Consider the following 26213-nt stretch of genomic DNA (forward strand, 5'->3'; position numbering starts at 1 on the left):
GGTCAGCCCCGCAGCTTGTAGCGCGGATCGATGATCGCCGAGACGATGTCGATCGTCAGCGTCATTACGACGAAGAGCGAGGCCACGATCAGGACGAAGGCCTGCACGGGGGCGTAGTCAAGCGCGATCAGCGAGTTGACGGCATAGGCACCGATGCCGGGCCAGGCGAACAGCTTTTCGATCATCACATTGGCGCCGAGCATCGTCGACAGCACCATGCCGGTGGTGGCGAGCACGGGCAGCATGGCGTTCGGAAGCGCGTAGCTGAGAACGACACGCGTCCGCGAGATGCCGAACGCCTTGGCGGCGAGCACATAATCGCTTTCCAGCGAATCGATCATCGAGCCGCGCATCATCCGCAGCAACGGCGCCACGGCGAAGATTGCCATCGAAGCGGCCGGCATCAGCAGCTTGCCGAAGGCCATGCGGAACAACTCCCAGTCCCCGAGGAGCAGGGCGTCGACCGTGGCGAAGCCGGTGATCGGGTCGGGCGGAATGATCGAACTGGGCCACCGTCCGATCGGCTCCGCGGCGAAACCCCAGCGGAAATAGAAGAAATAGATGAGCAGGAGGCCGAAGAAGAACACCGGCATGGCGGCGGCGAAGGACGACATGACGCGGCAAAGCTGGTCGAACCAGGTGTTCCGCCACAATGCGGCGGCGATGCCCAGCGGCAGGGACACCACGATGGAGATGACGAACGCCACCACGGCAAGCTCCAGCGTCGCAGGTAGCCGCACCGCGAAATCGGCGATCACGGAGCGCCCGGTCTGCATCGAATTGCCGAAATTGCCGGTCGCGATCTCGCGCAGATAGATGGCGAACTGTTCGAACACGGAGCGGTCGAGGCCCATCTCGCGGCGGATCGCCTCGATCTCGGCTGGTCCCGCGGTCGGGCTCGTCGCATAGTGGATAGCGGGATCGCCGGGCAGCGCGCGGATCAGGACGAACGTCACGATCAGTACGCCGAACAACACCGGCAGCGCCGTCCAAATCCGCGCCAGGATGGCATGGGCCAGGGAGCCGTTCATAGTCGATGTGGCCTTCTCGTGCTTTCAGACACCGTCCCGCGACCCGCCCGCGAGCACCAAGTTCGCGGGCGGGAAATGGCGGAAGGGCACAAGGTGACTATCAGGCTTTCGTCAGATGGCGAAGCTCGAGCGAACGGTGGAACATGTAAGTATATCCGCCGATCGCCTCGCTCATCACCGTATCCTGGAATGCCGACCACAGCGGGATGACCGGAACTTCCGTCCGCGCCAGTTCGATCATCCGCATCACGAGTTCGTCGTATTTCTTCGGATCGGTCTCCCACCGCGCCTTGGCGACGATGTCGATCATCTCCGGATTGGCGTAGCTGCCGAAGTTCCAGCGGGTCTCGCCCTGGTAGAAGATGCGGAAGAAGTAGTCGGGACTGCGCAGCCAGGCGCCGGCATTGGCGATGAACAGCGGCAGCTTCTTCTCGGTCAGCAGCGTGCCCATCTGACCGGCCGGAATCTTGTCGATGCGCACTTTCACGCCGATCTTGCCGAGGGCTTCCTGCATCAGGGTCGCCACAGGCTCGGCCACGGTCGTGTCGTCCGCGTCGATGGAGAACGTGGATTCGAACCCGTCCGGGAAGCCGGCCTCGGCCAGCAGGCTCTTTGCCTTGTCGAGATCCTGCGTGTAGGGCAGCGGCGAAGGCCATTGGGTCGACGTCACCTCGGCCGGGCCTCCGAACATCGGCGTGCCCCGCTTGTAGAGAACCACGTCCAGCATGTCCTGATAGGGCACGCTCCACGCCACCGCCTGACGCACCTTCATATTGTTGAAAGGCGCGATGTTGTTGTTCATGGCGATGTAGGTGACGGTCGCGGGATTAGAGATGCCGAGAACCTTGACCTTGCCCGCGCTGAGCAGATCGGCAATGTCGCGGCCCGGAAGGTCGCGCACGAGGTCAGCTTCGCCGCGCTCCGCAGCGATGCGCCGGCTCGCCGCCTGCGGGACGATCTGGTACAGGATGCGCGCGGTCGGGGTGGTGTCGCCGTTCTTCCAGTCGGCGAACGGCTCGAGCACGAACTGCTGGCCGGCTTGGTAGTTGCCGAGCTTGTAGGGGCCGCCGCCGGCGACGTTGGTCTTCAGCCACTCCGTCGCCCACGGGTCCTCCGCGGTCGCATGCTCCTTGGCGACCTTCGCATTGAAGATCGCCGGGAACAGCAGCGCCAGATTGGGCAGTGTGAAGCGATCGGCGCGCTCGACGTGCACTTCGATCGTGCTGTCATCGACGACGACGAACTGTGCCGGGTCGGTCATCGAGCCCGTGCCCATCTGGTTCTTGGCGGTGGTCACGTTGACGGCGCGGTCGAGCGACCATTTCACGTCATCCGCCGTTACCGGGCTGCCGTCGTGGAACGTCGCTCCCGCGCGCAGCTTGAAGCGGATCACCTTGCCGTCTTCGACGATTTCGTAGCTTTCGGCCGCCTGCGGCACGATGTTGTCGTAGTCGTAGATGAAGGCGCCTTCCTGGCCAGGCCCGGTGAGCGGCGCCTGACCGAAAGTGACGAGGCGGTCGTAGACGTTCCAGGTGATGTTGACGGACGGAATGTTGTAGCCGGTGCCTGCCGGATCGAGCGTGTTAGGCGACCCTTCGGCGATCACGCGGATAACGCCGGCCTGCCCCTGTGCCCTGAGCAGGCGCGGATGGAATGTAAGCCCGACGGCCGCGGCGCCGCCGAATGCAAGTCCACTTCTCAGAAAATCGCGCCTATGCATGATATTCGCCTTCCCATTGCGGTTACGTTTATCGTGGTTTCTCTCATCGACCCTCTCCGGAAGGGTGGCCATGCCCACCCCCTCCGGAAGATTCGACGACAACCAGATCGCCCCTCGCGATCTGAATGTTCTGCTTGCCGCGCAACTGAATCTTCTCACCGTGTTCGCGGTGCAGCGTCGCGCGGAATGTCGCCCCAGGTTCGCCGCCGTCGATACCGTATGGCGGCACGACTGCGCGTTCGAACATGGTGGTCAATGCCGTTTCGTCACCGCGCATGCGATAGCCGCGCGCGATGCCCTCGCCGCCCTTGTGCCGGCCATTGCCGCCCGATCCGGCGCGCAGGCGCTGAAACTCGACGGTGATCGGATACTCACTTTCGATCACCTCGGCCGGCGTGTTCATCACATTGGCCAGATGGACGCGTGTCGAGGCCATTCCGTCACGGTCGAAGCGGGCACCCTCGCCGCCCGGATGCACCTCGTAGAAAGTCGACCAGCCGGCGTCGGTCCGCGTTCCGAAGATCAGCAGCCCAGCCGTCGTCGGCCCGCCGCCGCTCAGTTCCCGGGCAGCGATCGGCTCGAAGGCGCGGAAGATCGCGTCGGCCAGGCGCTGGCAGGTCTCGTGATTGCCTCCAACGACCGGGCGATCATAGGCCGCGTCAACGATCGAGCCTGGACGCGTCACCACCGTAAGCGGGCGGTAGCAGCCGCCCGAGGGCTGGATATCGGGACCGTAGAGAGCCTTCATCACGTAGAAGACGGCCGCGCCCGCGATGAACTTGGTCGTGTTGATCGGGCCTGGCACGGCGTCGGCGGACTCGCTGAAGTCGAACGTGGCCGTGTCGTCCTGGATCGTCACGGTGACCCGGATCGGAACCGGCGCGCCGCCATGGCCGTCGTCGTCCATCCAGTCCTCGCCGCTATAGACGCCGTTCGGAATGGCCCTGATCGCTTCCGCCATCTGGCGTTCGGCGCGCGCGTGAATGGCCTGCATCGCCTCCTTCATCCAGGCGACGCCGTGCTTTGCCGCGAGTTCGTCCAGTCGCCGTCCGGCAACGGTGGTCGCCGCGACCTGGGCGAGGATGTCGCCCTTGCGCTCTTCCGGACCGCGCACATTGGCCAGGATCAGGTCGAGCTTTTCGGCATCGAACCGTTCCGCGACGACCAGACGGGTCGGCGGCAGCCGCAACCCTTCCTGCCAGGCGTCGCGCGCCGCCGCGAAGTAGCTGCCTGGCATCGCGCCGCCGACATCCGCCCAATGGGCAAGCGACACCGCGAAGGCATAGATCTCTCCGTCCCTGAAGATCGGGCGGATCAGTTTCACATCCGGCAGATGGTTGCCACCGATCTCGGGCAGGTTGACGATCCAGACATCTCCCGGCTCCAGTCGGTCCGCCGGCACACGCCTGAGGAACTCGCGCACGGTGAAGGAGAGCACGCCGAGATGGACCGGCACGTCTGCGCCCTGAGCGACGAGAAAGCCCTCCGCGTCCGTCAGGGCGGAGGAATGATCGCCGGCCTCGCGCAGCAACGGCGACCGCGCCGCGCGCATGACCACCATCGACATCTCCTCGGCAATCGCCGTGAGCGCGTTGCGGATGACTTCGAGGGAAACGGGTTCGATGCTCACAGGACCACCTCCATGGTGAGGTTACCTGTTTTGTCGGCAGTCACCCGGTCGCCCGGCGGCACGACGACGGTGGACCATTCGTCCTCGATGACGAGCGGCCCCTCGATCGTGACGCCGATCGGAAGACGCCGGCGATGGCGTACGGGGACGTCGAAGGTTGCCCCGCTCTCGAACGTCACCTGGCGGGAGCCGAGTTCCGGTGCCGCTTCGACCTCGTCGTTCTCGATGACAGGCGCTTCGCGGGCGTCCTTCCGGGGGGCCGAGACTTCAATTCGCAGCGAGGCAAGCTCCCACGGCTCGCCGGTGGAATAACCGTAGAGCGCCTCGTGTGCCTGCTCGAACTGCCGGTTCAACCGGTCGCGGTCGTCGAGGGCCGGATCGCGGATCGGCGTCTCGTAGCTCTGGCCGCTGTAGCGGATTCCGGCCGTGATGGAGACGTCGAGACTTTCCTTCTCGTGGCCGGCTTCGATCACCGCCGTCGACAAGGCGTCGGTTTCCGCGGCGACCGCCTTGTGCAGTGTGCAAGCGTCCCACGCCGTCGACTTCATGCCAATCGTGGTCTGTCGCGAATAGCTCATCGTCGCCTCGACGCATCCAAGCGCGGAGAAGCCGGACGAAAAGGCCGGAATCGTGACATGCGAGATGCCGCACAGGCGGGCGACTTCGGCCACGTGCATCGGGCCGGCGCCGCCGAAGGCGACGAGGCCGAACTCGCGGATGTCGCGGCCACGCTCCACGGTGGCGCGGCGCAGCGCCCGCGCCATGTTGGAATGCACGACCTTGGCAATTCCGGTTGCCGCCTCGCGCATGGACACGCCCATCGCCTCGGCCAGCGGCCTGACCGCGCCTTCGGCTGCGGCCCGGTCGAGCACGACCGATCCGCCAAGCGTGCGCGACGGATTGAGATAGCCGAGGATGAGATCCGCGTCGGACACCGTGGGCAGGTCGCCGCCTTTGCCGTAGCAGGCCGGTCCCGGCTCCGCTCCCGCGCTCTCGGGTCCGACAACGAGCGCTCCGCTGACGAGCCTGGCGATGGAACCGCCGCCCGCGCCGATAGAATCGACCGACACCATCGGCATGCGGATGCGCTGCTCGCCCAGTTCCCGGTTCGCGGCGATCTCAGCGCGCCCGTTGACGATCAGGCAGACATCGGTGGTGGTTCCGCCCATGTCGAAGGTGATAGCATGGTCGATGCCCAGCCTCTGCGCCGCCTGCGAACTCGCCGCCACGCCGGCCGCCGGGCCCGACATGGCAAGCATCAGCGGACGCTCCGCAATGAGCGCGGGCGACGCCATGCCGCTTGCCGAGTGCATCAGGTGCAGCCGGCTGTGCCGGGGCTTGCGCTCATCGATCAGCGAGAGATGATGCTTGATCTTGGAGATCATCATCGCGTTCAGGATGGTCGTGTTCATCCGCTCGAACTCACGGAATTCCGGACTCACCTCATGCGACAGGCTGACATGCGGCAGCGCGGCCCGAAGTGCCGCGCCGAGACGCATCTCGTGGACGGGATTACGGAACGAATGGAGGAGGCAGACCGCTACCGTGTCGACCCCGGATGCGGCAACCTCGCCGACGACGCGCTCGATCTCGGCATCGGTGAGAGCCGTCGTGACTTCACCTTGCGCGTTCAGCCGCTCCTCGACCTCGAAGCGGAGTCCTGCCGGCACCAGCGGATGGGGGCGCGGCAGCAGGTCCATGCGATAGAGATGACGCCGCGCGCCGCGGGCGATCTCGATCGTGTCGGAAAAGCCGGCGGTCGCGATGAGCGCGCAGGGACGGAAGCGGTGCTCGACGATGTCGTTCGTGACGATCGTCGTGCCGTGCACGATCTCGGCGATCTCGTCCCACTTGAGTTCGACAGCGGAGATCGCGTCGACAATGGCGCGGACGGGTTCCTGCGGCCGGCTCGGGACCTTGGCCGATCGCGGAGCCGCACCGTCGGGAGAGACCGCGATGACATCGGTGAAGGTGCCGCCGATGTCGATCCCAAGTCTCCAGCCGTACATACGCATCTCCGAACCGACTTCCATTTTTCGAAACTTTTTTCCTTTTTTTCGAATATCCAGTTTTCCGGTGATTGTGTCAACCGGATGATTTGAACGCCGGACGGCACTGCTTGCAGCGGACCGGCGGAAGACGTTGTGACGGGGAAGCCGAGCGCGATTCATCGCCCCGGCTCCGCTGGACGGAGACGGCGTTCGAACGGCGCCTAGGCAATGTGCTTGCCGCAATGTCCTGTTCCCCGACCTGCCGCATCCCGACGCGGGAACGCCGACAGAGATCGTTTCATTATTTGACCTCAGATTTCACTCGACCCCTTCGAGAGTCAAGGCGGCCGAGCACTTTAGGAGTTCATTTTGTGAATTTTCGTTTCAAATAATGAAGCGAGATTGCAATATGTGCATTCCCGAGGCATGCTGCCGTGGTAGTTGCATCGCTTGGAAACAGTGAAAATGCCCCTCGATCCCCACCGACTGCTCAATCTGGAACTGCCGGTTCGCCGCTATTCCTACGAGGATCGCGAGCCGATGCTCTATGCGCTGGCGGTAGGAGCGGGCGCCACCGACCTCGGCTTCGTCTATGAGCGCGATCTCAAGGTCATACCGAGCTTTGTGCAGGTCGCGGGCTATGATGATTCCTGGCTCGGTGCCGGAGGCATTGACCTGCAGCATGTCGTCCACGGCAGTCTCGACATCGAATTCTTCGACTGCTTCGACGCGGCGGGCGTGGCCGAGATACGGACCCGGATCGCGGGCCTGAGCGACAAGGGCGAGGGCCGCGGCGGCATCGTGCATCAGCTGATGGAGATTTCGCAGCGCGGCCGCCCGGTGGCCAACAGCCTCTCCAGCCTCTTCGTGCGCGGCGCCGGCGGCTTCGGCGGCGACCGCGGCCGCCAGCCCGATGCCGTCGCCATGCCTGAAGGCGAGCCGCATGCTGTCGTCGAGGTCGGCACCGCCGCCAACCAGGCTGCCCTGTTCCGGCTGCTCGGCGACAGGAATCCACTCCATATCGATCCGGCATTCGCCAAGGCGGCCGGCTTCGAGACGCCGATTCTTCATGGCGCCGCGACCTTCGGCGTTGCCTGCCTGACCGTTCTCAAGACCTTCTGCGACGGGGAGCCGAGCCGGATGAAACGCTTCGCCGCCCGCTTCTCGGGGCCCGTCTTCCCCGGCGAGACGCTTGTTTTCTCGTTTTGGCAGACAGGCACCGAGATCCGCTTTCGCGCGTCGGCCAAGGAGCGCAATTCGCCGGTGCTCGACGGCGGTCGCACGACGATCGGCTGATCGCAACAACTTCCCAACACCAACAGGACATTCGCAGGATGAGCTCATCTGACTATTGGAGTTCGCGGCGCGCCATCGTCACGGCAGGCGCCTCGGGCATCGGACTGGCGATCGCGACGGCGCTGCGCGATGCGGGAACCAATGTCTGGGTCTGCGACATCGCCGAGGAGCAGCTCGCGCGGCCCGAGATCACCGACCGGGGAATCAAGGCGCGTCTCTGCGATGTGTCCGACGCGGCGTCGGTCAACGCCTTTGTCGCTGAGGCGGCTGCCGACATGGGCGGCATCGACATCGTCATCAACAATGCCGGGATCGCCGGCCCTGCCGCACCGTTGCACGAACTCGACTTCGAAGCGTGGAAGAAGACGTTCGACGTCAACGTGCACGGCCAGTTCCATGTCGCGCACGCGACGATTCCGCATCTCAAGGCGACCGGGCGGGGCGGCAGCATGGTCTGCATGGCCTCCGTCGCCGGCAAATACGCCTTTCCGCTGCGTTCGCCCTATGCAAGCTCGAAGGCCGCGGTGATCTCGATGGCCCGCTGCCTTTCGGTCGAGCTCGGCCCCGACCAGATCAGGGTCAATTCGATCGCGCCCGGCGTCGTCGCCGGCGACCGAATCCGCCGCGTCTTCACCGATCGCGCGGCCACCAAGGGCATCACGTACGAGGAAATGGAAGCACTGGCGCTCAGGGCCGTGTCGATGAAGACGATGGTCGAGCCGGACGAAATCGCCGCGCTGGTTCTTTATCTCTGCGGGCCGACGGGACGGCCGATCACCGGACAGTGCATGAGCATCTGCGGCGGACTGGAATATACGGAGTAATCGATCATGGCCGACAAGAAGATCATCAGCTGCGCCATCACCGGCGCGACCCACACGCCCACCATGTCGCCCTACCTGCCGGTGACGCCCGACGCGATCATCGAGCAGGCCGTCGGGGCCGCGCAGGCCGGCGCGGCCATCCTCCATCTGCATGCCCGCGATCCGCAGACCCAGCGGCCCACGGCCGAGCTCGACATCTGGATGCACATCCTGAAGTCGATCAGCGCGCAGACCGACGCGGTCCTGAACATGACGACCGGCGGCTCGACCTTCATGTCGATCGAAGACCGCCTGCGCGCGCCGTTGGCCGCAGCCCCCGAACTGTGCTCCTGCAACATGGGGTCGATGAACTTCGGCACCTACATGATGAAAGAGAAGTTCAAGGGCAAATGGAAGAACGACTGGGAGGAGGACTACCTCGAGGCCAGCCGCGGCGCGATCTTCCGCAACACCTTCGCCGACATCGAATACATCATGTCCAGTCTCGGCGAGAAGGGAACCCGCTTCGAGTTCGAGTGCTACGATGTCGGCCACCTCTACAACCTCGCCCACATGCTCGACCGCGGCTTCGTCAAGCTGCCGATGTTCGTGCAGATCATCGTGGGCACGCTCGGCGGCATCGGACCGGGGCCGGAAAACCTCAACTTCATGAAGGAGACGGCCGATCGGCTGTTCGGCAAGGACTACCGCTGGTCGGTGCTGGCCGGCGGCAGGCACCAGATGAACATGGCGACCATGGCCGCGACGATGGGCGGCAACGTCCGCGTCGGCCTGGAAGACAGCCTCTATGCCGGCAAGGGCAAGCTCGCGACCTCGAACGCCGAGCAGGTGCGGATGATCCGCACCGTCATGGAGAACCTGTCGATGGAGATCGCCTCGCCTGCCGAGGCGAGGCAGATGCTGGGTCTCAAGGGCGCGGACCAGGTGGCTTTCTGAAATCGACGCGGGACCTCCGGCAGCGCCCGATGCGCGCTGCCGGACGCAGCGTCAGTCGATACCGCCGAGCGCCTTGCTCAGCCGGTCGGCGTGATCGCGGACCGCTTTGCGGATCTTGTCGAGATGCGGCGGCTTGGCCCGGCTCGTCGGCAGCGAGATGCCGATGACCCCAAGCAGCGCGCCATCGACGCCGTGGATCGGTGCGGACACGCCGCTGACGCCGATCGCATACTCGTCATAGGCTTCCGCGACGCCCGTCTCCCTCGCCGCTTCGATCTCCTTGCGCAGGGCCGGCAGGGTCGTGATCGTCTTGTCGGTGAATTTGCGCAGGCGCGGCAGCTTGGGAAGCAGGTTTTCCATATCGCCCATCAGGAGCGCCTTGCCGAGGGACGAGCAATGGATCGGCGTGCGGCTTCCGAGCACAGACATGGTCTGCACCGCCTGGGCCGATTCGCGCTTGTCGATGATGACGACGTCCACGCCCTCCAGAACGGCCAGCACCGCCGTCTCCTCGATCTCGCGCTCCAGTTCCTCGAGATGCCGCCGGGTCCAGGCGCGCAGGTCGAAATTGCGGAAGGCGCGAACGCCGATCGCCCACATGCGCGTCGTCAGCATGTAGCGGCTGCTGTCACTTTCCTGGCGCACATAGCCCAGCTGAGACATCTTCTCGAGCAGACGATAGGTCGTGCTCTTGTTCATGTTCAGCGCACGCGACAGGTCGACCAGCTTCACCGGCTCTCCATAGGTCGACAGCAGCTCCAGTACCTTCAGCGCCTTCTCAACTGTAGTCGACAATCCCCGTCCTCCTCCCGATGGCGATGCGCCGCGCCCGGCGTCGATGAAGAACCGCCACGATCACTCGCCCCGAACCATTCTTTTCCCGATCCGCGAACCGATTGCAATGCGAGGGGCGGGCCGCGATCGGCCGCTGTCCCCTCGGGCGGAACCTCATTCCGGCATGTCCACACGGCCGCCGGCCGCCTTCCAGGCGCTGATGCCGCCGGCGATGTGGCGGACCGGCGAAAGGCCCATGTCCTGCGCCGTCTTTGCAGACAGCGCCGAGCGCCAGCCGGAGGCGCAGTAGAAGACGAAGGTCTTGTCCTGCTGGAAGACCTCCTTGGCGTAGGGGCTGTCCGGATCGATCCAGAATTCGAGCATGCCGCGCGGGCAATGGAACGCGCCGGGAATCTTGCCGTCGCGCTTGAGTTCCCGCGGGTCGCGCAGGTCCACCAGCACATAGTCCTCATTGCCCAGAAGCGTGATCGCCGTAGCCGCGTCGATCGCTTCGACCTCTGCGTTCGCACGCTCCAACAGCGCCTTGTATCCGGTCGTGATCGTGGACGGCATCTTCTCTTCCTTTCCCGTTCCTCGTCGTTTTTCGCGCTCGTGAGCCACGGTAACAGACCCGTGGCCGCTTGACAGGCGCATCAAAATACAAAATCATAGTTCATATAATAAAACAACTTCCGGATCGGCCTCTCCCTGCACGCCTCCGCATTCGACAAGGATTTCAGTGCCATGCCCCCACTCCTGAGCGACGAGCAGACGATGATCGCGGAAGGCGTCCGCGCGTTCGTCCAGGCCGAACTCCAGCCGCATGAGGCACTGGTGGAGAAGCTCGATTCGGTGCCGGACGACCTGTTTCGCGAGATCCAGAAGAAGGCGATCACCGCCGGCTACTACGCGCTCAACATGCCGGAGGAGCACGGCGGCGGCGGTCTCAACGCCAGCCAGCGCTGCGTGGCGGAGATCGAGTTCGGCCGCACCAGCCGGGCGCTCGCTGTCATCTGCAACCGCCCCGCGCCGATCCTGAAATCATGCGTCGGCGACCAGATCGAGACCTATCTGAAGCCGGTAATCACCGGCGAGCGCTGGGAGTGCTTCGCGCTCACCGAGCCGGGCGCCGGGTCGGATGCGCGCGCCATCACCACGCGTGCCGTGCGCGACGGAGACGACTTCGTCATCAATGGCACCAAGCAGTTCATCACCATGGCGATGCGGGCGGACTTCATCATTCTGTTCGCCGTGACCGGTATCGACAGCACCCCGAAGGGTGAAAGCAAGCGCATTACCGCCTTCCTCGTCGACAAGGACACGCCCGGCATCGAGGTCACCCCGCTCGACGTCGTGTCGAATCGCGGCATGAAGTCCTGCATCATCTCCTTCACCGACGTGCGCGTGCCGGCGCGCAACATCCTCGGCGGCGAAGGCAATGGCTTCGGCATCGCCAAGAGCTGGATCTTCTCGGGCCGCGTCATGCTGGCGGCCAACTGCATCGGGCTTGCCGAGCGCGCCATGAAGATCGCGGCGGAATGGGCAAATACGCGCACCGCATTCGGACAGCCGATCGGCCGTTTCCAGGGCACCGCCTTCAAGCTCGCCGACATGGCGATGGAGATCCACGCCACGCGGCTGATGGTGCTCGACGGCGCGGCCAAGATGGACGCCGGCACGATCACCCAGCGCGAGGCCTCGCAGGTCAACCTGTTTGGCTCGGAGATGGCCGGCCGCGTCACCGACAATGCGCTTCAGATCATGGGCGGCATGGGCATCACCAAGGACATGCCGCTGGAGCGCTTCTGGCGCGACGCACGCGTCGAGCGCATCTGGGAAGGCACCTCGGAGATCCATCGCGACATCATCTCCAAGGACGTACTGCGGGAGTTCGCCGCATGAGTGCCGACCAGCGCATCAAGGTCACGCGCAACGGGGCGATCCTCGAGATCCTGTTCGACCATCCGCCCGCTCATGCGGTGAACCAGAAGTTCAGCCACGACCTGACGGCCGCCATCCAGCTTCTGGAGGACGATCCTGATCTGAGGGTGGCGATCGTCTCGGCCACCGGCGACAGGATGTTCTCGGCCGGATGGGACCTGAAGGCCGTCGCCGCCGGCGAGACCGGCGAGGATTTCGGACCTTACGGGTTCATGGGCCTGCAACGCACGAAGATGTCGAAGCCGGTGATCGCCGCGGTGAACGGCCTTGCCGTCGGCGGCGGCTTCGAGTTCTCGCTTTTCGCGACCCTCGTCGTCTGTGCGCCGCACGTCGAATTCGGCCTGCCCGAGCTGCAGCGCGGCTTCATTCCGGAAGCCGGCGGCCTCTGGCGGGCGCATCGCCGCCTGCCGCACAACGTGGCCTCCGAACTGCTCCTCACCGGGCGCCGGCTCACCGCCGAAGAGGGCCTGCGCCTCGGCTTCGTCAACCGGATCGTACCGCGCGAGAGCCTGATGGACACCGCCCGCGAGATGGCGGCCGGCATCGTCGCGTCGGCGCCGCTCGCCATCGCCGCCTATCTCGAAGTGCTGCGCGAGGTCGAGACGCTCTCCGACGCCGAGGCTTTCCAAAAACTCTATTCGGGCCTGCCCGCCCGCGATCGCATGCGGGCCTCCGACGACTTCGGCGAAGGGCCGCGGGCCTTTGCCGAGAAACGCGCCCCGCAGTGGAAAGGACGTTGAACAGATGGATTTTGAACTCTCCGAACAGCAGAGGCTGATGCGGGACAGCCTGCGGTCGTTCCTGACGCGCGAATGCCCGATCGAATATGTCAGGGCATGCGACGAGGAGGAACGGTTTCCGTTCGAGCTCTACGACAAGCTCGCCGCCGAAGGCTGGCTCGGCCTGCCAATCCCGGAAGCCTATGGCGGTATGGGCGGAAGCTGCACCGACCTCGCGGTCTTCCTCGAAGAGTTCGCCCGCCACTTCGAGGCCGGGGCCAACATCTTCTACACGACGATCGTCATCGCGACCGACGCCATCACCCATTTCGGCACCGAGGCGCAGCAGCGCGAGCTGCTGCCCAAGCTTGCCAAGGGCGAGATCCGCTTCGCCTTCTCGCTGTCGGAGCCGAACTCGGGTTCGGACGCGGCCAGCCTGCGCACACGGGCAGTGCTGGAGGGCGACGAGTGGGTGATCAACGGACAGAAGATGTTCTGCTCCTGCGCCCAGGAGGCCGACTACATCCTGCTGATGGCGCGCTCCGACGCGGAAGCGCCCAAGCACAAGGGCATCACCATGTTCCTGCTCGACCCGAAAACACCCGGAGTCGAGATCCGCAAGCTCAAGAAGCTTGGCCTCAAGCCGATGGACCTGAACGAGATCTTCCTGTCGGACGTGCGCCTGCCGAAGGACGCCATCATCGGCACGGCGAACAATGGCTGGATGAACGCGCTGAAGACGCTCGACTACGAGCGCTGCTGCCTTTCGGCTGTCAATGTCGGCGCCGCGCAGACCGTGCTCGACAAGTCGGTCGCCTACACCAACGAGCGCGAGCAGTTCGGGCAGAAGATCTCGAGCTTCCAGCTCACCCGCGCCAAGCTCGCCGACATGGACATGGAGATCGAGGCCGCCCGTCTCCTGCTCTACCGCAGCGCCAACCTCGTCGATCGGGGCATCCCGAACAACAAGGAGAGCGCGATGGCCAATCTCTATTCCTCCGAGACCTATGTCCGCGCCGCGCTCAACGGCATGCGCATGATGGGCGGCTGGGGCTATCTGATGGAATACGACATGCAACGCCACTTCCGCGATTCCAAGCTCGCCGAAATCGGCGGCGGCACGTCGGAGATCCTGCGCATCATCATCTCGCGAGAGATCACGAAGTGACGCCGGCGGCGGGCGATCATATCGGCACGCTCGCGGTGCATGCCGGCCATGCGCCGGAGGAGCATATGGGGGCCGCGGTGCCGCCGCTCTACCAGAGCGTGACCTTCGTCGCCGCCGACAGCGATACGCTGGAAGAGATCAACGAGGGGCGCCGGCGCGGCTACGTCTACAGCCGCATCCGGAACCCGACCGTTCTGGCCGCCGAACAGCGGCTGGCGGCGCTGGAAGGCGCGCAGTCGGCCGTGCTCTTCGCCTCCGGCATGGCCGCAGTCGCCGGCGCGCTCGATCCGTTTCTGACATCCGGGGACGAACTGGTCGCCCTGCCCGACATCTACGGCGGGACGCTGCGCTATTTCACCGAGATCCTGCCACAGCGCGGGATCGTCGTGCGTTGGGCGAAGTCGATCTATGCCGCGGATGTCGCCGCCTGCATCGGCCCGAAAACGAAGATCATCTACGCCGAGACGCCGACGAACCCGCTCGTGCGCATTGTCGACCTCCCGGCCCTCGCAGAATTGGCCGCGCAATCGTCTGCGATGCTCGTCGTCGACGGCACGCTGGGCGGGCCGCTGAACCAGAAGCCGCTGGACCTGGGAGTGAATCTCCTCGTCCATTCCGGCTCCAAATATCTGAACGGCCACAGCGACGTTCTGGCCGGCGCAGTCGTTGGATCGCGTGACCTGACACGCAAGGTCCGCTCCGCCCAGCAGGCGAGCGGTGCGATCATGGATCCCCACGCTGCCTGGCTTCTGATGCGCGGCATGGCGACCTACGAGCTGCGGATGCAGCGTCACAACGCCAGCGGAATGGAAATCGCCGGCTTCCTGGAAGGGCACAAGGCGGTCCGCAAAGTCCATTTTCCCGGCCTCGCCTCGCATCCAGATCACCAGCTGGCGCGGCGCCAGATGTCCGGCTTCGGCGGGCTGATCTCCTTCGAGGTCGAAGACGAGCGGCTGGCGCGGCAGGTCGTCGACCGCACGCGCCTGTTTGGCATCGGACCCAGCATCGGCGGCATAGAGAGCCTGATCAGCCAGCCGGGAAACACCTCGCATCATTCGGTACCGCCGCAGCGGCGGCTTGAAATGGGGATCACGCCCGGCCTCGTTCGCATCTCTGTCGGAATAGAGGACGCACGAGACCTGATCGCGGATCTCGCCCAGGCGCTGGAGGCTTCACGATGAACGATCTGGTCATTGCGAACGGTCTGGTGGTCCTGCCCGAAGGACCGCGGAAAGCCGATGTGATCATCTCCGGCGAGATGATCGCGGGCATCGCGGAGCCAGGCACCGGCCGCGGAGAGCGTGTCGTCGATGCGGGCGGCAGGATCGTGTTGCCGGCCGGCGTCGATCCCCACGTCCATCTGCTTGTCGGCTTCATGGGCCAGCGCAGCGTCTACGACTTCGAATCGGGCGGCATCGCCGCGCTGCGCGGCGGCACTACGGCGATCGTCGACTTCGCGTTGCAGCGGCGCGGCGGCTCGATCCTGAAAGGCTTCCACTACCGCCGCAAGCAGGCCGACGAGTTCGTGACGCTCGACTACGGACTGCACCAGATCATCACCGACGTGAACAAGGACAGCCTTGCCGAACTGGCGCAGTTGCGCGCGGACGGTGTCGCGTCGCTCAAGGTCTACATGATCTACGAGGACGACGGGCTGAAGCTGGAGGATGGCCAGCTTCACGCGCTGATGCAGCAGGCGGCGAAGGACGACCTGATGCTCGTCCTCCATGCCGAGAACGCGGGCATCATCGAGCGCCTGCGCGCCGAAGCGGTCGCCGCCGGCCACACGCATCCGCGCTGGCACGCCCTCACGCGCCCGCCGATCACCGAGGTGGAGGCGATCCAGCGCGCCATCCTGTTCTCCGAGGATACCGGCTGCGGCGTCCATATCCTGCACCTGGTGGCAAAGGGCGGCCTGCCGCTGATCGAGGCGGCGCGGCGGCGCGGCCTGCCGGTGACGGCCGAGACATGCACACACTATCTGGCGCTCGATGAAAGCGCGCTGGAGCGCGACAATCCGCACGAATACGTCATGAGCCCGCCGCTGCGCTCGCCCGACAATCAAGCCGCACTCTGGGAGGCGCTCAAGTCGGGCGTGCTGTCCGCCGTGACCTCGGACGAGGTGTCCTATTCGGCCGCGGCCAAGGCGATGGGGGCCGGGTCCTTCGCCACGATCGCCAACGGCTGCACGGGCATAGAGGCGCGGCTGCCGGTGCTCTACACGCTGGGCGTCGCGCAAGGGCGGCTTTCGCTGCAGCGCTTCGCCGAACTCTTCTCCACCTGGCCCGCCGACATTTTCGGCTTCGGCGACCGCAAGGGCCGCATTGCGCCCGGCTATGACGCCGACCTGGTCGTCATCGACCCCGAGACCCGCCGCACGATGGGCAGGCACAGCGACTACGGCGACATCGGCTACAATCCTTACGAGGGCATGGAACTCACCGGCTGGGCGCGCCAGACCATCTATCGCGGCAAGGTCGTGGTCGAGGACGGCAAGTTCCTCGGCACGCGGGGCCAGGGACGTTTCCTGAAACGCGGCGCGCCGCGCCGGCCGCACATCGCTCCCGACGGCGGAGCAGCGGCCTGATGAGCACCCTGCCTGCCGACGTCAGCGCTGCCCTGCGCGCCGACTTCGACGCTGTCGCTGCGATCGGCCGGGATCCGGCGGGCGGCTGGACGAGGTCGGCCTACGGCGATCACGAATGCGAAGCGCATCGCTGGTTTGCTGCGACCGCGGAAGCCGCAGGCCTTGCGGTGCGGCAGGACGCCTTCGGCAACTCCATCGCGCGCCGCGAAGGTCGCCCCGGCGCACCGGCCATCGCCATCGGCTCGCATCTCGACACGGTGACGCACGGCGGTCTTTTCGACGGCGCGCTGGGCGTGCTCGCCGGCCTGGAGATCGCGCGCCGGGTCGCGCCGGGGCCGGAAGATCTCGCACTCGAGATCATCGCCTTCCGCGACGAGGAAGGCCGCTTCGGCGCCCTGACCGGCAGTCGGGCGATGGCCGGCGATCTGCCGCACGACGCCCTTTCGATGCGCGATGCCGATGGGACCGGTCTGCGGAGCGCGATGCGGGAGGCGGGCTTTCCGGTTGAATCCGCCTTGGTCGCCAAACGTAACCTGTCGGAGATCGCGGCCTATCTCGAACTGCACATCGAGCAGGGACCGGTTCTGGAGGCGGGCGGTGAGAGCGTCGGCATCGTCACCGCGATCGCCGGGCAGAAGCGCCTGGCGATCCGCTTCACTGGCACGGCCGGTCACGCCGGCACGACGCCGATGGAGCTTCGCCACGATGCGTTCGCTGCTGCGGCGGAATTCGCCGTCGGCTTCCGCGACATGATCGTAGAGGAAGGCCAAGGCACCGCGCGCGGCACGATCGGCATCGTCAAGACGAGCCCCAATCAGGGCAACGTGATTCCGGGCGAGGTGCGGATCGGTCTCGAAATCCGCGATGCGTCAGCCGCGCTTCTTGCCCATCTGGCCGAGCGCACCGCCGCGCTCGCGACCGAGGCGGGAGCGCGGCACGGCGTCGAAGCCGGCCACCGCGTCGTCTACGAGGCGGCCCCGGTGCCGATGGCCCCCCAGCTGATGGACCTGCTGGAGGGACAGGCCCGCGCGCTCGCCATACCGTGCCGCCGCCTGCTTTCGGGCGCGAACCACGATGCCGGCATCCTCGGCGCGCACATTCCGGCCGCCATGCTCTTCGTCCCTTCGCGCGGCGGCGTCAGCCACACGCCGGACGAGCATACCGATTGGCACCACATCGAGGCGGCCGTCGCCGTGCTCGAGCACGGCGTGCGCCTGCTGGTTTCGCCGCACAGGTCCAGATGAGCCTCCCCCGCATGACCGACGCAAGCCCCTCATCTCCGTTCTGGCCGCCCGGCCTGGACTTCCATCTCCCGGTTGCACCCGGGAACGCGTTTCATAACCTGCTCAATGCCGCCCGGCGCGATCCATCGCACCCTGCCCTGCTGTACTACGGCGCCGTCACCAGCTACGGGAAGCTGCTCGCCGATGCGGAAGCGCTTGCCGGCTACCTCCAGAACCGCTGCGGCGTGCGCAAGGGCGACCGCGTGCTGATCGACATGCAGAACTGCCCGCAGTTCGTCACCGCCTTCCAGGCCGTGCTGCGCGCGGATGCAGTCGTCGTGCCGGTCAATCCGATGAACATGGCGGCCGAACTCGAGCACTACATCGCCGACAGCGGCGCTTCCGTCGCCATCATCGGCGACGAGCTCGTCGAGCGCTTCGCCTCGCTGGCCAACCTGCCCGAGCATGTGATCGTCGCGCGTTATGCGGACGCCGCACCCGTGGAGTGCAAGTACCAGCTACCCGAGGTGATGCTGCGAGCACCGGAGGAGTTACCGGCGAACCGCTTCATCAGATTCGACGATGCAATCGCCGCCGGAGAACAGCCCTCTGCGATGACGGCCGGCGACGACGACCTCGCCGTGATGCCCTACACCTCGGGCACGACGGGACATCCCAAGGGTTGCATGCAGCCGCACCGCTCGCTGAAGTTCACCGCCGTTGCGCAGGCGATATGGTACGGCTTCGACCATAACAGCGTCCTCACCGCCTTCATGCCGCTCTTCCACGTCGCCGGCATGCAGGCGTCGATGGGCGGCGGCCTCTATGCCGGTGCGACGCTGCTGTTGCTCACCCGATGGAACCGCGACCTCGTCGCGCCGCTGTTCATCGAACACGGCGTCACGTTCTGGTCGGCCGCGCCGACCATGATCGTCGACGTGATGGCCGGAGACCAGTTCGACGAACGCGCCTTCGAGAAGCTCACAGTGCTCACCGGCGGCGGCTCCTCGATGCCGACCGCGCTCGCCGAGCAACTGGAGAGGCGCTATGGGCTACGCTTCTGCGAGGGTTATGGCCTGTCCGAGACGATGTCGGCGACCCATATCAACCCGACCGCGCGCCCCAAGCCGCAATGCCTCGGCATTCCGATCTTCGACACCTATTCGCTGATCGTGAAGCCGGAGACGACCGAAGAACTGCCGAATGGCGAGGTCGGCGAGTTGCTGATCGCCGGTCCGCAGCTGATGCGCGGCTACTGGAATCATCCTGAAGCCGACCGCGACGCCTTCGTCACCATCGGTGGACGCCGCTACCTGCGCACCGGCGACATGGCCTACCGCGACGACGAGGGCTACTATTTCATCGTCGACCGGCTGAAACGCATGATCAACGTGTCGGGCTACAAGGTCTGGCCGGCGGAATGCGAGGCGCTGCTCTATCGCCATCCCGACGTGCAGGAATGCTGCGTCATCGCCGTCTCCGATCCCTATCGCGGTGAATCGGTGAAGGCGTTCGTCACCCTGCGGCCGCAGGCGCGCGGTCGGATCAGCGAGGACGACATCATCAGCTTCGCCCGCGGCGTCATGGCCGCCTACAAGGTGCCGCGCGCCGTCGCCTTCGTCGACCAGCTTCCGCGTTCCGGCAGCAACAAGATCGACTGGCGCAAGCTTCAGGAACAGGAGCAGGCAAGAGCGTGAGCGACATCGACAGCACGAGCCAGATCTGGCTGGAGGACTTCGTCCCCGGAACCGTCCTCACCTCGCCTTCCAGGCTCGTGACGATCGAAGACATCGACACCTGGGCGGCGCTCACCGGCGAACGGCATCCCGTCCACATGGACGACGCCTTCGCGCAGGCGGCCGGCTTTCGCGGACGCGTTGCGCACGGGCTTTTCAGCCTTGCCCTGGTCGAGGGGCTGAAGGCCGAAATCGGTGTGTTCGAGCGCAGCGTCATCGCCTCGCTCGGCTGGAACAATGTCAAGTTCTCCGCGCCGCTCTATCCCGGCGACAACGTGCATCTGCGGCTCACCCTTGTCTCGAAACGGTCGAGTTCGAAGCCCGGAAAAGGTATCGCCGAGGAGCGCGGAGTGCTCGTCAAGGAGGACGGAACCGAGGTCGTCAGCGGCGACCACATCGTCATTCTTCTGTCCCGGCCGGAATGATCGTTCCATTTGCGCGAAAGTCGGCGGACATTGACTTCTCTTTTCTCCACTCCTAATCAGACAGCGAGATTTCCGATTTCCGGAAGTTTATTTCCGTTCGAAATTCGGAAAATGCGCCGGATGCCCGGCGATCTCGCTGTCCTGAAAAGGAGTCGGCTGTTCATGTCGGATCAGGAAGATTCACCGCTCGGCCGCGCCCTGCGGATCATCGAGCTTCTGGCCGGGGCGCCCGAAGGCATGACACTCAGCGAGATCGCCGCCGCGACCGACCTCGTCATGACCACGGCGCATCGCCAGCTCGCCACCCTCACCGGCCTCGGTGTCGTGCGCAAGACCCGCGCCAAGACCTTCGTCGTCGGCGAGAGGATGGTCCGTGTCGCGGCCCGGTTGTCCGGCGGGGCGGATGTCGCCACGCTTGCCGAACCGGTGCTGCGCGAGCTCGCCGACAAGTTTGGCGAGACGGCATTCCTTGCTCGTCTGGACGGGACGCATGTGCAACTGCTCGCCACCGCGCTGCCCGATTCCAAGGGTCAGGCCTATGCCCAGCCCGGCCGCGACATGCCGCTTTACGCAGCTGCGTCCGGCAAGATCCTGCTGGCGCTACAGGACGAGGCGTTCATCAGCCAGTATCTGAAGCTGAAGCGCCACGCCTACACACCGAACACGAAGACGTCGGAGGAAGATATTCGCGCCGACATCGCGTTGGCGCGGGCGCGCCATATCGCCGTCTGCGACAACGAATTCGATCCCGGCATCCTCTCCTACGCCTGCGCCGTTCTCGATCCGCGCACCAACGAGCCCTATGCGATGGCCATCTTCGGCCTGGCCGAGCGCTTTGGAACCGTCAGTTCCGCCAATGTCGAGACGCAGCTCATCAATGCAGCGGAACGGTTGCGCCGCGGTTTGCAGGCGCATTGACCGCCGTCTCCAGTATTCTGTATTACGGAAAAAACTTGCAAAAAACAGAATATTCTGTTCTCTGCAATTGTCGTCCCCTGACGGCTTTTCCGATGCTGGAGATGCGGCGTGGCTGGTGCCGAATGGCCCCGAATTGGCAGGTTGGACGACCCGGAGCCGGTCGTTTCTCCCCTGTGGGGCCGCTATCTCTCGGCGCACTGGCTGGATGACTGTCTCCTCGTGACGCTCGACGACCCTTCGGGTCGCGCCAACAAGACCTCCGACCTGTTCAAGACCGAGTTCGACGCGCTGATGCATGCGCTCGAGACCGGCCTGGCGCCCGCCGGATTGCTGTTCCGGTCGGCCAAGCCGTCCTTCGGCGTCGGCGGCGACATCGGCCAGGTTCTTGGCTATGCGCAGCGCGGCATCGAAGCCAGCCTGGCCGATTCCGAGGCGATCAAATCGCTCTTCCGCCGCCTGGAAAGACTTCCCTGTCCTTCCGTCGCACTGCTGGAGGGCACGGCCGCCGGCGGCGGCTGGGAACTTGCGCTCGCCTGCAATGCGCGGTTCTGCATCGCGGGCGGCTCCATCAGGCTCGGGCTGCCGGAAGTCGAGTTCGGCCTCGTTCCCGGCGCCGGCGGCATGCTCAGGCTGCCGCATCTGGTCGGGCTGGAAAGCGCGGGCCGGCTGATCGCGGGCGCGGCCATGCTCTCACCAGAGGAGGCATTCGCCCACGGTCTCCTGACCGGACTGGCCGCCGACGGCGCGGCCCTGCTGAAGGCCGGGCTTGACTGGCTCGGACAGCGGCCTGATCAGCGCCGCCCATGGGACCGCGCCGGCTACGCCATCGTCCCCTCCCTGTCCTACGACGGCCCCGTCGCGGGCGCGCCCGGCGGGCAGGCCGCACCCCGCGCACTGTCGGCGCTGGCCACCATTGCAGAGGTGCCCTTCGACGAAGCTGGACGCATCGAGAGCCGCTGCTTCGCCGAATGCGCCACGTCGAACGAGGCCCGCGCGCTCGTCGGCCTCGGCTTCTACGACCGCAACCGGCTTCGCCATGCGACGGACGACGAGCGCGCCGCGCTGGCACGGGTCGGCCGGCGCCTGGGCTGCGTGAAAGAGCGGCTGACCCTGCCGTCGGCAACCGGCCCGGACGACGAAACACCTGACGAGGCGGAATACCTGGCCATCGCCCAAGCCGCCGAGGCGCTCCGTATCCTCGGCGAGGAGAGCGCCTTGCCGGCGGCGATCGTCAACGTCGCCTCCGTCGAGCAGGCGGGTTTTCCGCGCCGGACCGGCGGTGCGCTGCGCTTCATCGCCGGGATGGGCACGCAGGCTTTCCTGGCCCGCGCCGAAACGCTCGCGCGCCGCTTCGGCGCTCCGTTCCATATCGACATCGCCGCGGACGACGCCGCACGCCTGCTCTCGGACGCCGAGAGCCGAAATCATCAAGGGGAAACAGGATGAAACGACTTCTCAGCACCGGTCTCAACGCGGGCTCCGACACGGTTGTCGAGGTTGTCGGCGGCAAGGGCGCCTGGTTCGAACTGGCCGACGGGCGCAAGGTGCTGGACGGCTCGAACTCCGCCGGCGTGCTCGGCCACGCGCATCCCGAGATGGTCGAAACGATCCGGCGCGCCGCCGAGTATCCGGCGGTGAGCGAGGGCTGGTTCTTCCGCGAGCGCGAGAAGGCCGCCGAGGACCTGATCGACATCGCCTTCGCGGAGGAAAAGGATTGGGTCGGCGCGGTCCGTTTCGGCCTGTCCGGCAGCGAGATCAACGATCTGGCCCTGTCGCTCGCGCAGGCTGTCACCGGCCGCTCGGCGATCGCGACCCGCGAGCGCGCCTATCACGGCCTGACGGGGCTCGCGCGCGAGGTGACCGTGCAGCCGCAATGGCATGGCGGGCTGTCGAAGATGTCGGGCGGCGTCAGCCTGCCTGCCCGCTCCGCCGACACGCGCATCATCGCGGCTCCGACCGGCTCGCTGTGGGGCGAACGCGTTCGTGCCCTTGAGCCGGAAGGCCAGGCCGAGGTCGAGGCGAAGCTGGCGGGGACCGCGGCGGTCATCATCGACTACAGCCAGGGCGGCATCTATCACGACGCCGGCTGGCAGGACATGGTCGCCTCCGCCACACGCAACACGCAGACCCTGTGGATCGCCGACGAGGTCATCACCGGCGGCGGCCGCAGCGGCCGCTGGTTCGCGTTCCAGGGCGGCGAGAGCCGCCCTGACATCGTCACGATGGGCAAGTCGCTCGCCGGCGGCATCGCCCCGATCGGCGCCGTGATCCTGTCGAAGGAGATGGTCGAAAAACTCGACGGCGCCGCGTGGCAGGCCTACAGCACCTTCCGCGGCCATCCGATCGCGATGGCCGGCGTGCGCGCCTATCTTCGCGTCATCAAGCACGACGGGCTGATCGAGCGCGCCGCGGAACTCGCGGCGATAATCGCGCCGCGCCTCGTCGCGATCGCCGAGAGGCATCCGAGCGTCGCCAGGGTCGATGGCCGCGGCATGCACTGGACGATCGAGCTGCACGGCCCCCACTGGAAGGACTGGCGCGCCGATACGACGGCCGTTCCGGTCGCCTCGCGCGTCTCCGGCCGGGCCTTCGACAATGGCGTGGTGATTGGCACCAGCGGCGAGGAGACATCGCTGTTCCTGGCGCCGCCGCTGATCGTCTCGGATGCCGAGATGAACCAGATCCTCGACGTGCTCGACGATGCGCTGTCGGTCGCCGACGAAGCGCTCGCCTAAACCGAAATCACAATCTTCAAGGGAGAGATTCGATGAGCGAAGAAGACCAGATCCGCACCGTCCTCAAGGACTATTTCGACGGCCTCTATTTCGGCGACATGACGCGCTTCTCAAGCGCCTTCCATCCCGCCTGCCGCCTGTTCACCGTGGCTGACGGCACGGTGCAGACCATCGACTACGCGCCCTATATGGAGCGCTGCGCCGGACGCAAGCCGCCGGTCGAAAGCGGCGAACCGCAAGTGGCCGAGATCATCGAACTGACCGTCTCGACCTCCGACACCGCCCACGCACGCGTCCGCGACGCCTTTCCGCCGCGCACCTTCGTCAACGAACTCAGCCTGGCAAAATCCGAAGGCTCCTGGAAAATCGTCTCCAAGCTCTACCACGCCTTCGGTTGATCCCCTGGCCTGATCCGGCCCGTAAGATCTCGGCATGCTCAGGAGGAAGCTAGACGTTCTGGTTCTGGCCGCTCGGCCCGAACCAAAACGTCAGGCAGTCCGGATCATATCAATCGATCAGCACAGTGATCGGTTCAATCGTAAGCCTTCATTTCCGTCAGAACCTCGTTCGCAGCCTTGAAGGCATCGAGGCCGGCAGGGATGCCGCAATAGACGGTGGCGTGCAGGAGAACTTCCTTGATCTCCTCCACGCTCACGCCGTTGTTGATGGCGCCACGCACATGGAGTTTGACCTCGGCGGCGCGATTGAGCGCCGTGAGCATGGCGAGGTTCAGCATGCTGCGCGTTTTCAGATCGAGCGTGTCGCGACCCCAGGCATAGCCCCAGCACCACTCGGTCGTAATGTGCTGGAAGGCCATCATGAAATCGTTCGACGCATTGATCGACCGATCGACATATTCGGAGCCGAGAACCTGCCGGCGCAGGGCAAGCCCCTCGGTAAACAGGTCTCCGACCGTCTTGTCCTGCGTTGTCATTGGGATCCTCTTGTTCTTTGACATACAAAATTACAGTATGGCGAAATACGGATTCGCAGTGGATTTCCGGCGAAGATTCGCCGCCGGTTCGAGAGAGCGGTTTCGAGGCCGCCCCCAGGGAGCGCGTGAATGGCACTGACGACAATCGCGACCGACGGCATGTCGATGAAGGTCCAGACCCTGCCCGGCCTGCGGGAGCAGGTGGCCGAGCGGCTTCGCCTGGCGATCGCGACAGGAAAGTTCCCCGCCGGTGCGCGCCTCATCGAGCGTGAACTGTGCGAGATGATGGGCGTGTCGCGCACCTCGCTGCGCGAGGCGCTGCGCGAACTCCAGGCCGACGGCCTGATCACGCTGCAGCCGAACAAGGGGCTGAGCGTGAGCGTCGTCAGTGCGGAGACAGCGCGCTCGATCTACGAGGTCCGTGCGATGCTCGAAGGACTCGCGGCCCGCCTGTTTGCGCGCAATGCCAGCAAGGAACAGCTTGCGGACCTCAGGAACAGCGTCGACCTTCTCGCCGAGGTCTACGACAATTTCTCGTCCGAGGCCTTTATCGCCGCCAAGACCCGCTTTTACGACATCCTGCTCGAGGGCGCCGGCAATCCCGTTGCCGCCGACATGCTGCGTCGTATCCATACGAGGGTCTCGCAGTTGCGTGTCGTGTCGCTTTCGAGTTCGGAACGCGCCCAGCAATCCATTCGCGAACTGCGGGAATTCCTCGACGCCCTGGAGAAGAGGGACGAGGAGCGGGCATGGCAGGTGTGCGTGGCCCATGTCGAGGCGGCGGCGAAGGCCGCGCTGAAGACAATCGGCGCGGCGGCGTCCTGACACATCCGATCGCGCGGGGATCGCGGAACGCATCTCGGCCTACATCGACTTGACGGTGATGCCGCCGTCGGCGTGCAGCACTTCGCCGGTGATGAAACTGGCGTCAGGTCCGAGCAGGAAGGCGATCGCCTTGGCGATCTCGTCCTCCTCGCCGAGGCGGCCGAGCGGCGTTTGCGCCCGACGCTTGGCGTAGCCCGCCTCGTCGACGATCGCGCGCGCGCCCGGTGTAGGCACCGCACCGGGGGCGACGGCGTTGACGCGCACGCCCTTCGGGCCGAGCTCGACCGCGAGCTGACGGGTAAGCGCCACGATCGCGCCCTTCACCGACGTGTAGGACGATGTATTCGCCGTGCCGAGATCGGCCACCGGCGAAGCGAGGTTGACGACCGAAACCGGCTTGTCGCCGCGATGGGCGAGCAGCGCTTGCACGCCCCAGAACGCGCCCTTGATGCCGACTGCGAACATCCGGTCGAGCACGTCCTCCGTCACGTCCTCGACCGGTCCGTAGCGGATGAAGATCGCATCGTTGACGATGCCCGTCAGCGGGCCGAACGTCGCGGCCAGCGAGGCGGCCGCTTCGAACACTGCCTTGCGGTCGGATGCGTCGGCGACGATGGCCAGGGCCTTGCCACCGGCCGCCTTGATCGCCTCCGCGGTCTCATTGGCGAGATCGGCGGCGATGTCGAACACGCCGACCGCGGCCCCACGAGACGCCAGAAGCCGCGCCGTGGCGCCGCCGATACCGCGCCCTGCGCCTGTGACCAGAATGACCTGACCGCTCAGATTCTCGGACATCTTGT

The 26213-nt window shown here is 65.7% G+C and carries 24 protein-coding genes; 16 read left to right on the top strand and 8 right to left on the bottom strand.

Annotated elements, in window-relative coordinates:
• Window positions 1-2: 2 nt before the first annotated feature.
• From B9Z03_RS24560 to B9Z03_RS24575, 4 genes are all read right to left on the bottom strand, one after another.
• Complete coding sequence (locus B9Z03_RS24560; RefSeq protein ID WP_085466631.1) at window positions 3-1031, bottom strand: ABC transporter permease; 1029 nt, start codon at window positions 1029-1031, stop codon at window positions 3-5.
• A 100-nt stretch (window positions 1032-1131) separates the two neighbouring features.
• Window positions 1132-2751 carry an ABC transporter substrate-binding protein gene (locus B9Z03_RS24565; protein ID WP_085466632.1) on the bottom strand — a complete coding sequence of 540 codons (1620 nt, stop codon included), beginning with the start codon at window positions 2749-2751 and terminating at the stop codon, window positions 1132-1134.
• Window positions 2752-2794: 43 nt separating this feature from the next.
• Window positions 2795-4381 carry a hydantoinase B/oxoprolinase family protein gene (locus B9Z03_RS24570; protein ID WP_085466633.1) on the bottom strand — a complete coding sequence of 529 codons (1587 nt, stop codon included), beginning with the start codon at window positions 4379-4381 and terminating at the stop codon, window positions 2795-2797.
• On the bottom strand, window positions 4378-6390 hold the full coding sequence (locus B9Z03_RS24575) for a hydantoinase/oxoprolinase family protein (protein WP_176247620.1): 2013 nt from the start codon (window positions 6388-6390) through the stop codon (window positions 4378-4380). The genes B9Z03_RS24570 and B9Z03_RS24575 overlap by 4 nt, the downstream gene beginning before the upstream one ends.
• 447 nt (window positions 6391-6837) lie before the next feature.
• Between B9Z03_RS24575 and B9Z03_RS24580 the strand changes: the two genes are divergently transcribed.
• The 3 genes from B9Z03_RS24580 to B9Z03_RS24590 are packed head-to-tail and all read left to right on the top strand — an operon-like array spanning window position 6838 to window position 9428.
• Window positions 6838-7668 (top strand): MaoC family dehydratase, encoded by an 831-nt coding sequence (locus tag B9Z03_RS24580; RefSeq protein ID WP_085466635.1) that lies wholly within the window; start codon window positions 6838-6840, stop codon window positions 7666-7668.
• Between the two features lie 38 nt (window positions 7669-7706).
• A complete protein-coding gene (locus tag B9Z03_RS24585; protein WP_085466636.1) occupies window positions 7707-8492 on the top strand; it encodes an SDR family oxidoreductase in 786 nt (261 codons plus the stop codon).
• 6 nt (window positions 8493-8498) lie between these two features.
• Window positions 8499-9428, top strand: a complete 930-nt coding sequence (locus B9Z03_RS24590) for a 3,5-dioxohexanoate:acetyl-CoA acetone transferase (RefSeq protein WP_085466637.1) — start codon at window positions 8499-8501, stop codon at window positions 9426-9428.
• Window positions 9429-9479: 51 nt separating this feature from the next.
• Here B9Z03_RS24590 and B9Z03_RS24595 read toward each other — a convergent pair whose 3' ends face one another.
• Together B9Z03_RS24595 and B9Z03_RS24600 are read right to left on the bottom strand one after the other, a co-directional pair.
• Window positions 9480-10223: an IclR family transcriptional regulator gene (locus B9Z03_RS24595; protein ID WP_085466638.1), complete on the bottom strand. Its 744-nt coding sequence runs from the start codon at window positions 10221-10223 to the stop codon at window positions 9480-9482.
• Window positions 10224-10376: 153 nt separating this feature from the next.
• Window positions 10377-10775 (bottom strand): rhodanese-like domain-containing protein, encoded by a 399-nt coding sequence (locus B9Z03_RS24600; protein WP_085466639.1) that lies wholly within the window; start codon window positions 10773-10775, stop codon window positions 10377-10379.
• A 171-nt stretch (window positions 10776-10946) separates the two neighbouring features.
• On the opposite strand from B9Z03_RS24600, the gene B9Z03_RS24605 reads away from it, so the two are divergent.
• From B9Z03_RS24605 to B9Z03_RS24660, 12 genes are all read left to right on the top strand, one after another.
• Window positions 10947-12104: an acyl-CoA dehydrogenase family protein gene (locus B9Z03_RS24605; protein ID WP_085466640.1), complete on the top strand. Its 1158-nt coding sequence runs from the start codon at window positions 10947-10949 to the stop codon at window positions 12102-12104.
• Window positions 12101-12883 carry an enoyl-CoA hydratase-related protein gene (locus B9Z03_RS24610; protein ID WP_085466641.1) on the top strand — a complete coding sequence of 261 codons (783 nt, stop codon included), beginning with the start codon at window positions 12101-12103 and terminating at the stop codon, window positions 12881-12883. Before B9Z03_RS24605 ends, B9Z03_RS24610 begins: the two co-directional genes overlap by 4 nt.
• 4 nt (window positions 12884-12887) lie before the next feature.
• The gene (locus tag B9Z03_RS24615; protein WP_085466642.1) at window positions 12888-14030 is read left to right on the top strand and encodes an acyl-CoA dehydrogenase family protein; all 1143 of its coding nucleotides are present in this window, start codon (window positions 12888-12890) and stop codon (window positions 14028-14030) included.
• Window positions 14027-15211: a trans-sulfuration enzyme family protein gene (locus B9Z03_RS24620; RefSeq protein WP_085466643.1), complete on the top strand. Its 1185-nt coding sequence runs from the start codon at window positions 14027-14029 to the stop codon at window positions 15209-15211. Before B9Z03_RS24615 ends, B9Z03_RS24620 begins: the two co-directional genes overlap by 4 nt.
• Window positions 15208-16617: a dihydropyrimidinase gene (gene hydA / locus B9Z03_RS24625; RefSeq protein ID WP_085466644.1), complete on the top strand. Its 1410-nt coding sequence runs from the start codon at window positions 15208-15210 to the stop codon at window positions 16615-16617. The genes B9Z03_RS24620 and hydA overlap by 4 nt, the downstream gene beginning before the upstream one ends.
• Window positions 16617-17861: a Zn-dependent hydrolase gene (locus tag B9Z03_RS24630; RefSeq protein WP_085466645.1), complete on the top strand. Its 1245-nt coding sequence runs from the start codon at window positions 16617-16619 to the stop codon at window positions 17859-17861. Before hydA ends, B9Z03_RS24630 begins: the two co-directional genes overlap by 1 nt.
• 11 nt (window positions 17862-17872) lie before the next feature.
• Window positions 17873-19537, top strand: coding sequence for a long-chain-fatty-acid--CoA ligase (locus B9Z03_RS24635; protein ID WP_085466646.1), 1665 nt, complete (start codon window positions 17873-17875; stop codon window positions 19535-19537).
• A complete protein-coding gene (locus B9Z03_RS24640) occupies window positions 19534-20001 on the top strand; it encodes a MaoC family dehydratase (protein WP_176247621.1) in 468 nt (155 codons plus the stop codon). The genes B9Z03_RS24635 and B9Z03_RS24640 overlap by 4 nt, the downstream gene beginning before the upstream one ends.
• A gap of 162 nt (window positions 20002-20163) precedes the next feature.
• Entirely contained in the window at window positions 20164-20919 is a 756-nt protein-coding gene (locus B9Z03_RS24645; protein ID WP_176247622.1) for an IclR family transcriptional regulator, read from the top strand.
• A 108-nt stretch (window positions 20920-21027) separates the two neighbouring features.
• On the top strand, window positions 21028-22365 hold the full coding sequence (locus B9Z03_RS24650; RefSeq protein WP_085466649.1) for an enoyl-CoA hydratase-related protein: 1338 nt from the start codon (window positions 21028-21030) through the stop codon (window positions 22363-22365).
• A complete protein-coding gene (locus B9Z03_RS24655; protein WP_085466650.1) occupies window positions 22362-23654 on the top strand; it encodes a class-III pyridoxal-phosphate-dependent aminotransferase in 1293 nt (430 codons plus the stop codon). The genes B9Z03_RS24650 and B9Z03_RS24655 overlap by 4 nt, the downstream gene beginning before the upstream one ends.
• Window positions 23655-23686: 32 nt before the next feature.
• A complete protein-coding gene (locus B9Z03_RS24660; protein WP_085466651.1) occupies window positions 23687-24052 on the top strand; it encodes a nuclear transport factor 2 family protein in 366 nt (121 codons plus the stop codon).
• Window positions 24053-24186: 134 nt separating this feature from the next.
• Here the strand turns inward: B9Z03_RS24660 and B9Z03_RS24665 are convergent, their stop codons facing one another.
• Complete coding sequence (locus tag B9Z03_RS24665; protein WP_085466652.1) at window positions 24187-24588, bottom strand: carboxymuconolactone decarboxylase family protein; 402 nt, start codon at window positions 24586-24588, stop codon at window positions 24187-24189.
• 129 nt (window positions 24589-24717) lie between these two features.
• On the opposite strand from B9Z03_RS24665, the gene B9Z03_RS24670 reads away from it, so the two are divergent.
• Window positions 24718-25413, top strand: coding sequence for a GntR family transcriptional regulator (locus B9Z03_RS24670; RefSeq protein ID WP_085466653.1), 696 nt, complete (start codon window positions 24718-24720; stop codon window positions 25411-25413).
• A 39-nt stretch (window positions 25414-25452) separates the two neighbouring features.
• On the opposite strand, the gene B9Z03_RS24675 is transcribed toward B9Z03_RS24670, so the two are convergent.
• Window positions 25453-26208 carry an SDR family NAD(P)-dependent oxidoreductase gene (locus tag B9Z03_RS24675; RefSeq protein WP_176247623.1) on the bottom strand — a complete coding sequence of 252 codons (756 nt, stop codon included), beginning with the start codon at window positions 26206-26208 and terminating at the stop codon, window positions 25453-25455.
• Between the last annotated feature and the right edge of the window lie 5 nt (window positions 26209-26213).

This window comes from Mesorhizobium australicum (genome assembly GCF_900177325.1).
Lineage (GTDB): Bacteria > Pseudomonadota > Alphaproteobacteria > Rhizobiales > Rhizobiaceae > Mesorhizobium_A > Mesorhizobium_A australicum_A.

What these genes read in the sequence shown, in the direction of transcription:
- B9Z03_RS24575 (WP_176247620.1), bottom strand. Translation starts at nt 6,390, where the DNA reads ATGTACGGCTGGAGACTTGGGATCGACATCGGCGGCACCTTCACCGAT.
- B9Z03_RS24600 (WP_085466639.1), bottom strand. Translation starts at nt 10,775, where the DNA reads ATGCCGTCCACGATCACGACCGGATACAAGGCGCTGTTGGAGCGTGCG.
- B9Z03_RS24565 (WP_085466632.1), bottom strand. Translation starts at nt 2,751, where the DNA reads ATGCATAGGCGCGATTTTCTGAGAAGTGGACTTGCATTCGGCGGCGCC.
- B9Z03_RS24655 (WP_085466650.1), top strand. Translation starts at nt 22,362, where the DNA reads ATGAAACGACTTCTCAGCACCGGTCTCAACGCGGGCTCCGACACGGTT.
- B9Z03_RS24635 (WP_085466646.1), top strand. Translation starts at nt 17,873, where the DNA reads ATGACCGACGCAAGCCCCTCATCTCCGTTCTGGCCGCCCGGCCTGGAC.
- B9Z03_RS24660 (WP_085466651.1), top strand. Translation starts at nt 23,687, where the DNA reads ATGAGCGAAGAAGACCAGATCCGCACCGTCCTCAAGGACTATTTCGAC.
- B9Z03_RS24670 (WP_085466653.1), top strand. Translation starts at nt 24,718, where the DNA reads ATGGCACTGACGACAATCGCGACCGACGGCATGTCGATGAAGGTCCAG.
- B9Z03_RS24615 (WP_085466642.1), top strand. Translation starts at nt 12,888, where the DNA reads ATGGATTTTGAACTCTCCGAACAGCAGAGGCTGATGCGGGACAGCCTG.
- B9Z03_RS24590 (WP_085466637.1), top strand. Translation starts at nt 8,499, where the DNA reads ATGGCCGACAAGAAGATCATCAGCTGCGCCATCACCGGCGCGACCCAC.
- B9Z03_RS24580 (WP_085466635.1), top strand. Translation starts at nt 6,838, where the DNA reads ATGCCCCTCGATCCCCACCGACTGCTCAATCTGGAACTGCCGGTTCGC.
- B9Z03_RS24665 (WP_085466652.1), bottom strand. Translation starts at nt 24,588, where the DNA reads ATGACAACGCAGGACAAGACGGTCGGAGACCTGTTTACCGAGGGGCTT.
- hydA (WP_085466644.1), top strand. Translation starts at nt 15,208, where the DNA reads ATGAACGATCTGGTCATTGCGAACGGTCTGGTGGTCCTGCCCGAAGGA.
- B9Z03_RS24630 (WP_085466645.1), top strand. Translation starts at nt 16,617, where the DNA reads ATGAGCACCCTGCCTGCCGACGTCAGCGCTGCCCTGCGCGCCGACTTC.
- B9Z03_RS24585 (WP_085466636.1), top strand. Translation starts at nt 7,707, where the DNA reads ATGAGCTCATCTGACTATTGGAGTTCGCGGCGCGCCATCGTCACGGCA.
- B9Z03_RS24605 (WP_085466640.1), top strand. Translation starts at nt 10,947, where the DNA reads ATGCCCCCACTCCTGAGCGACGAGCAGACGATGATCGCGGAAGGCGTC.
- B9Z03_RS24645 (WP_176247622.1), top strand. Translation starts at nt 20,164, where the DNA reads ATGTCGGATCAGGAAGATTCACCGCTCGGCCGCGCCCTGCGGATCATC.
- B9Z03_RS24610 (WP_085466641.1), top strand. Translation starts at nt 12,101, where the DNA reads ATGAGTGCCGACCAGCGCATCAAGGTCACGCGCAACGGGGCGATCCTC.
- B9Z03_RS24560 (WP_085466631.1), bottom strand. Translation starts at nt 1,031, where the DNA reads ATGAACGGCTCCCTGGCCCATGCCATCCTGGCGCGGATTTGGACGGCG.
- B9Z03_RS24675 (WP_176247623.1), bottom strand. Translation starts at nt 26,208, where the DNA reads ATGTCCGAGAATCTGAGCGGTCAGGTCATTCTGGTCACAGGCGCAGGG.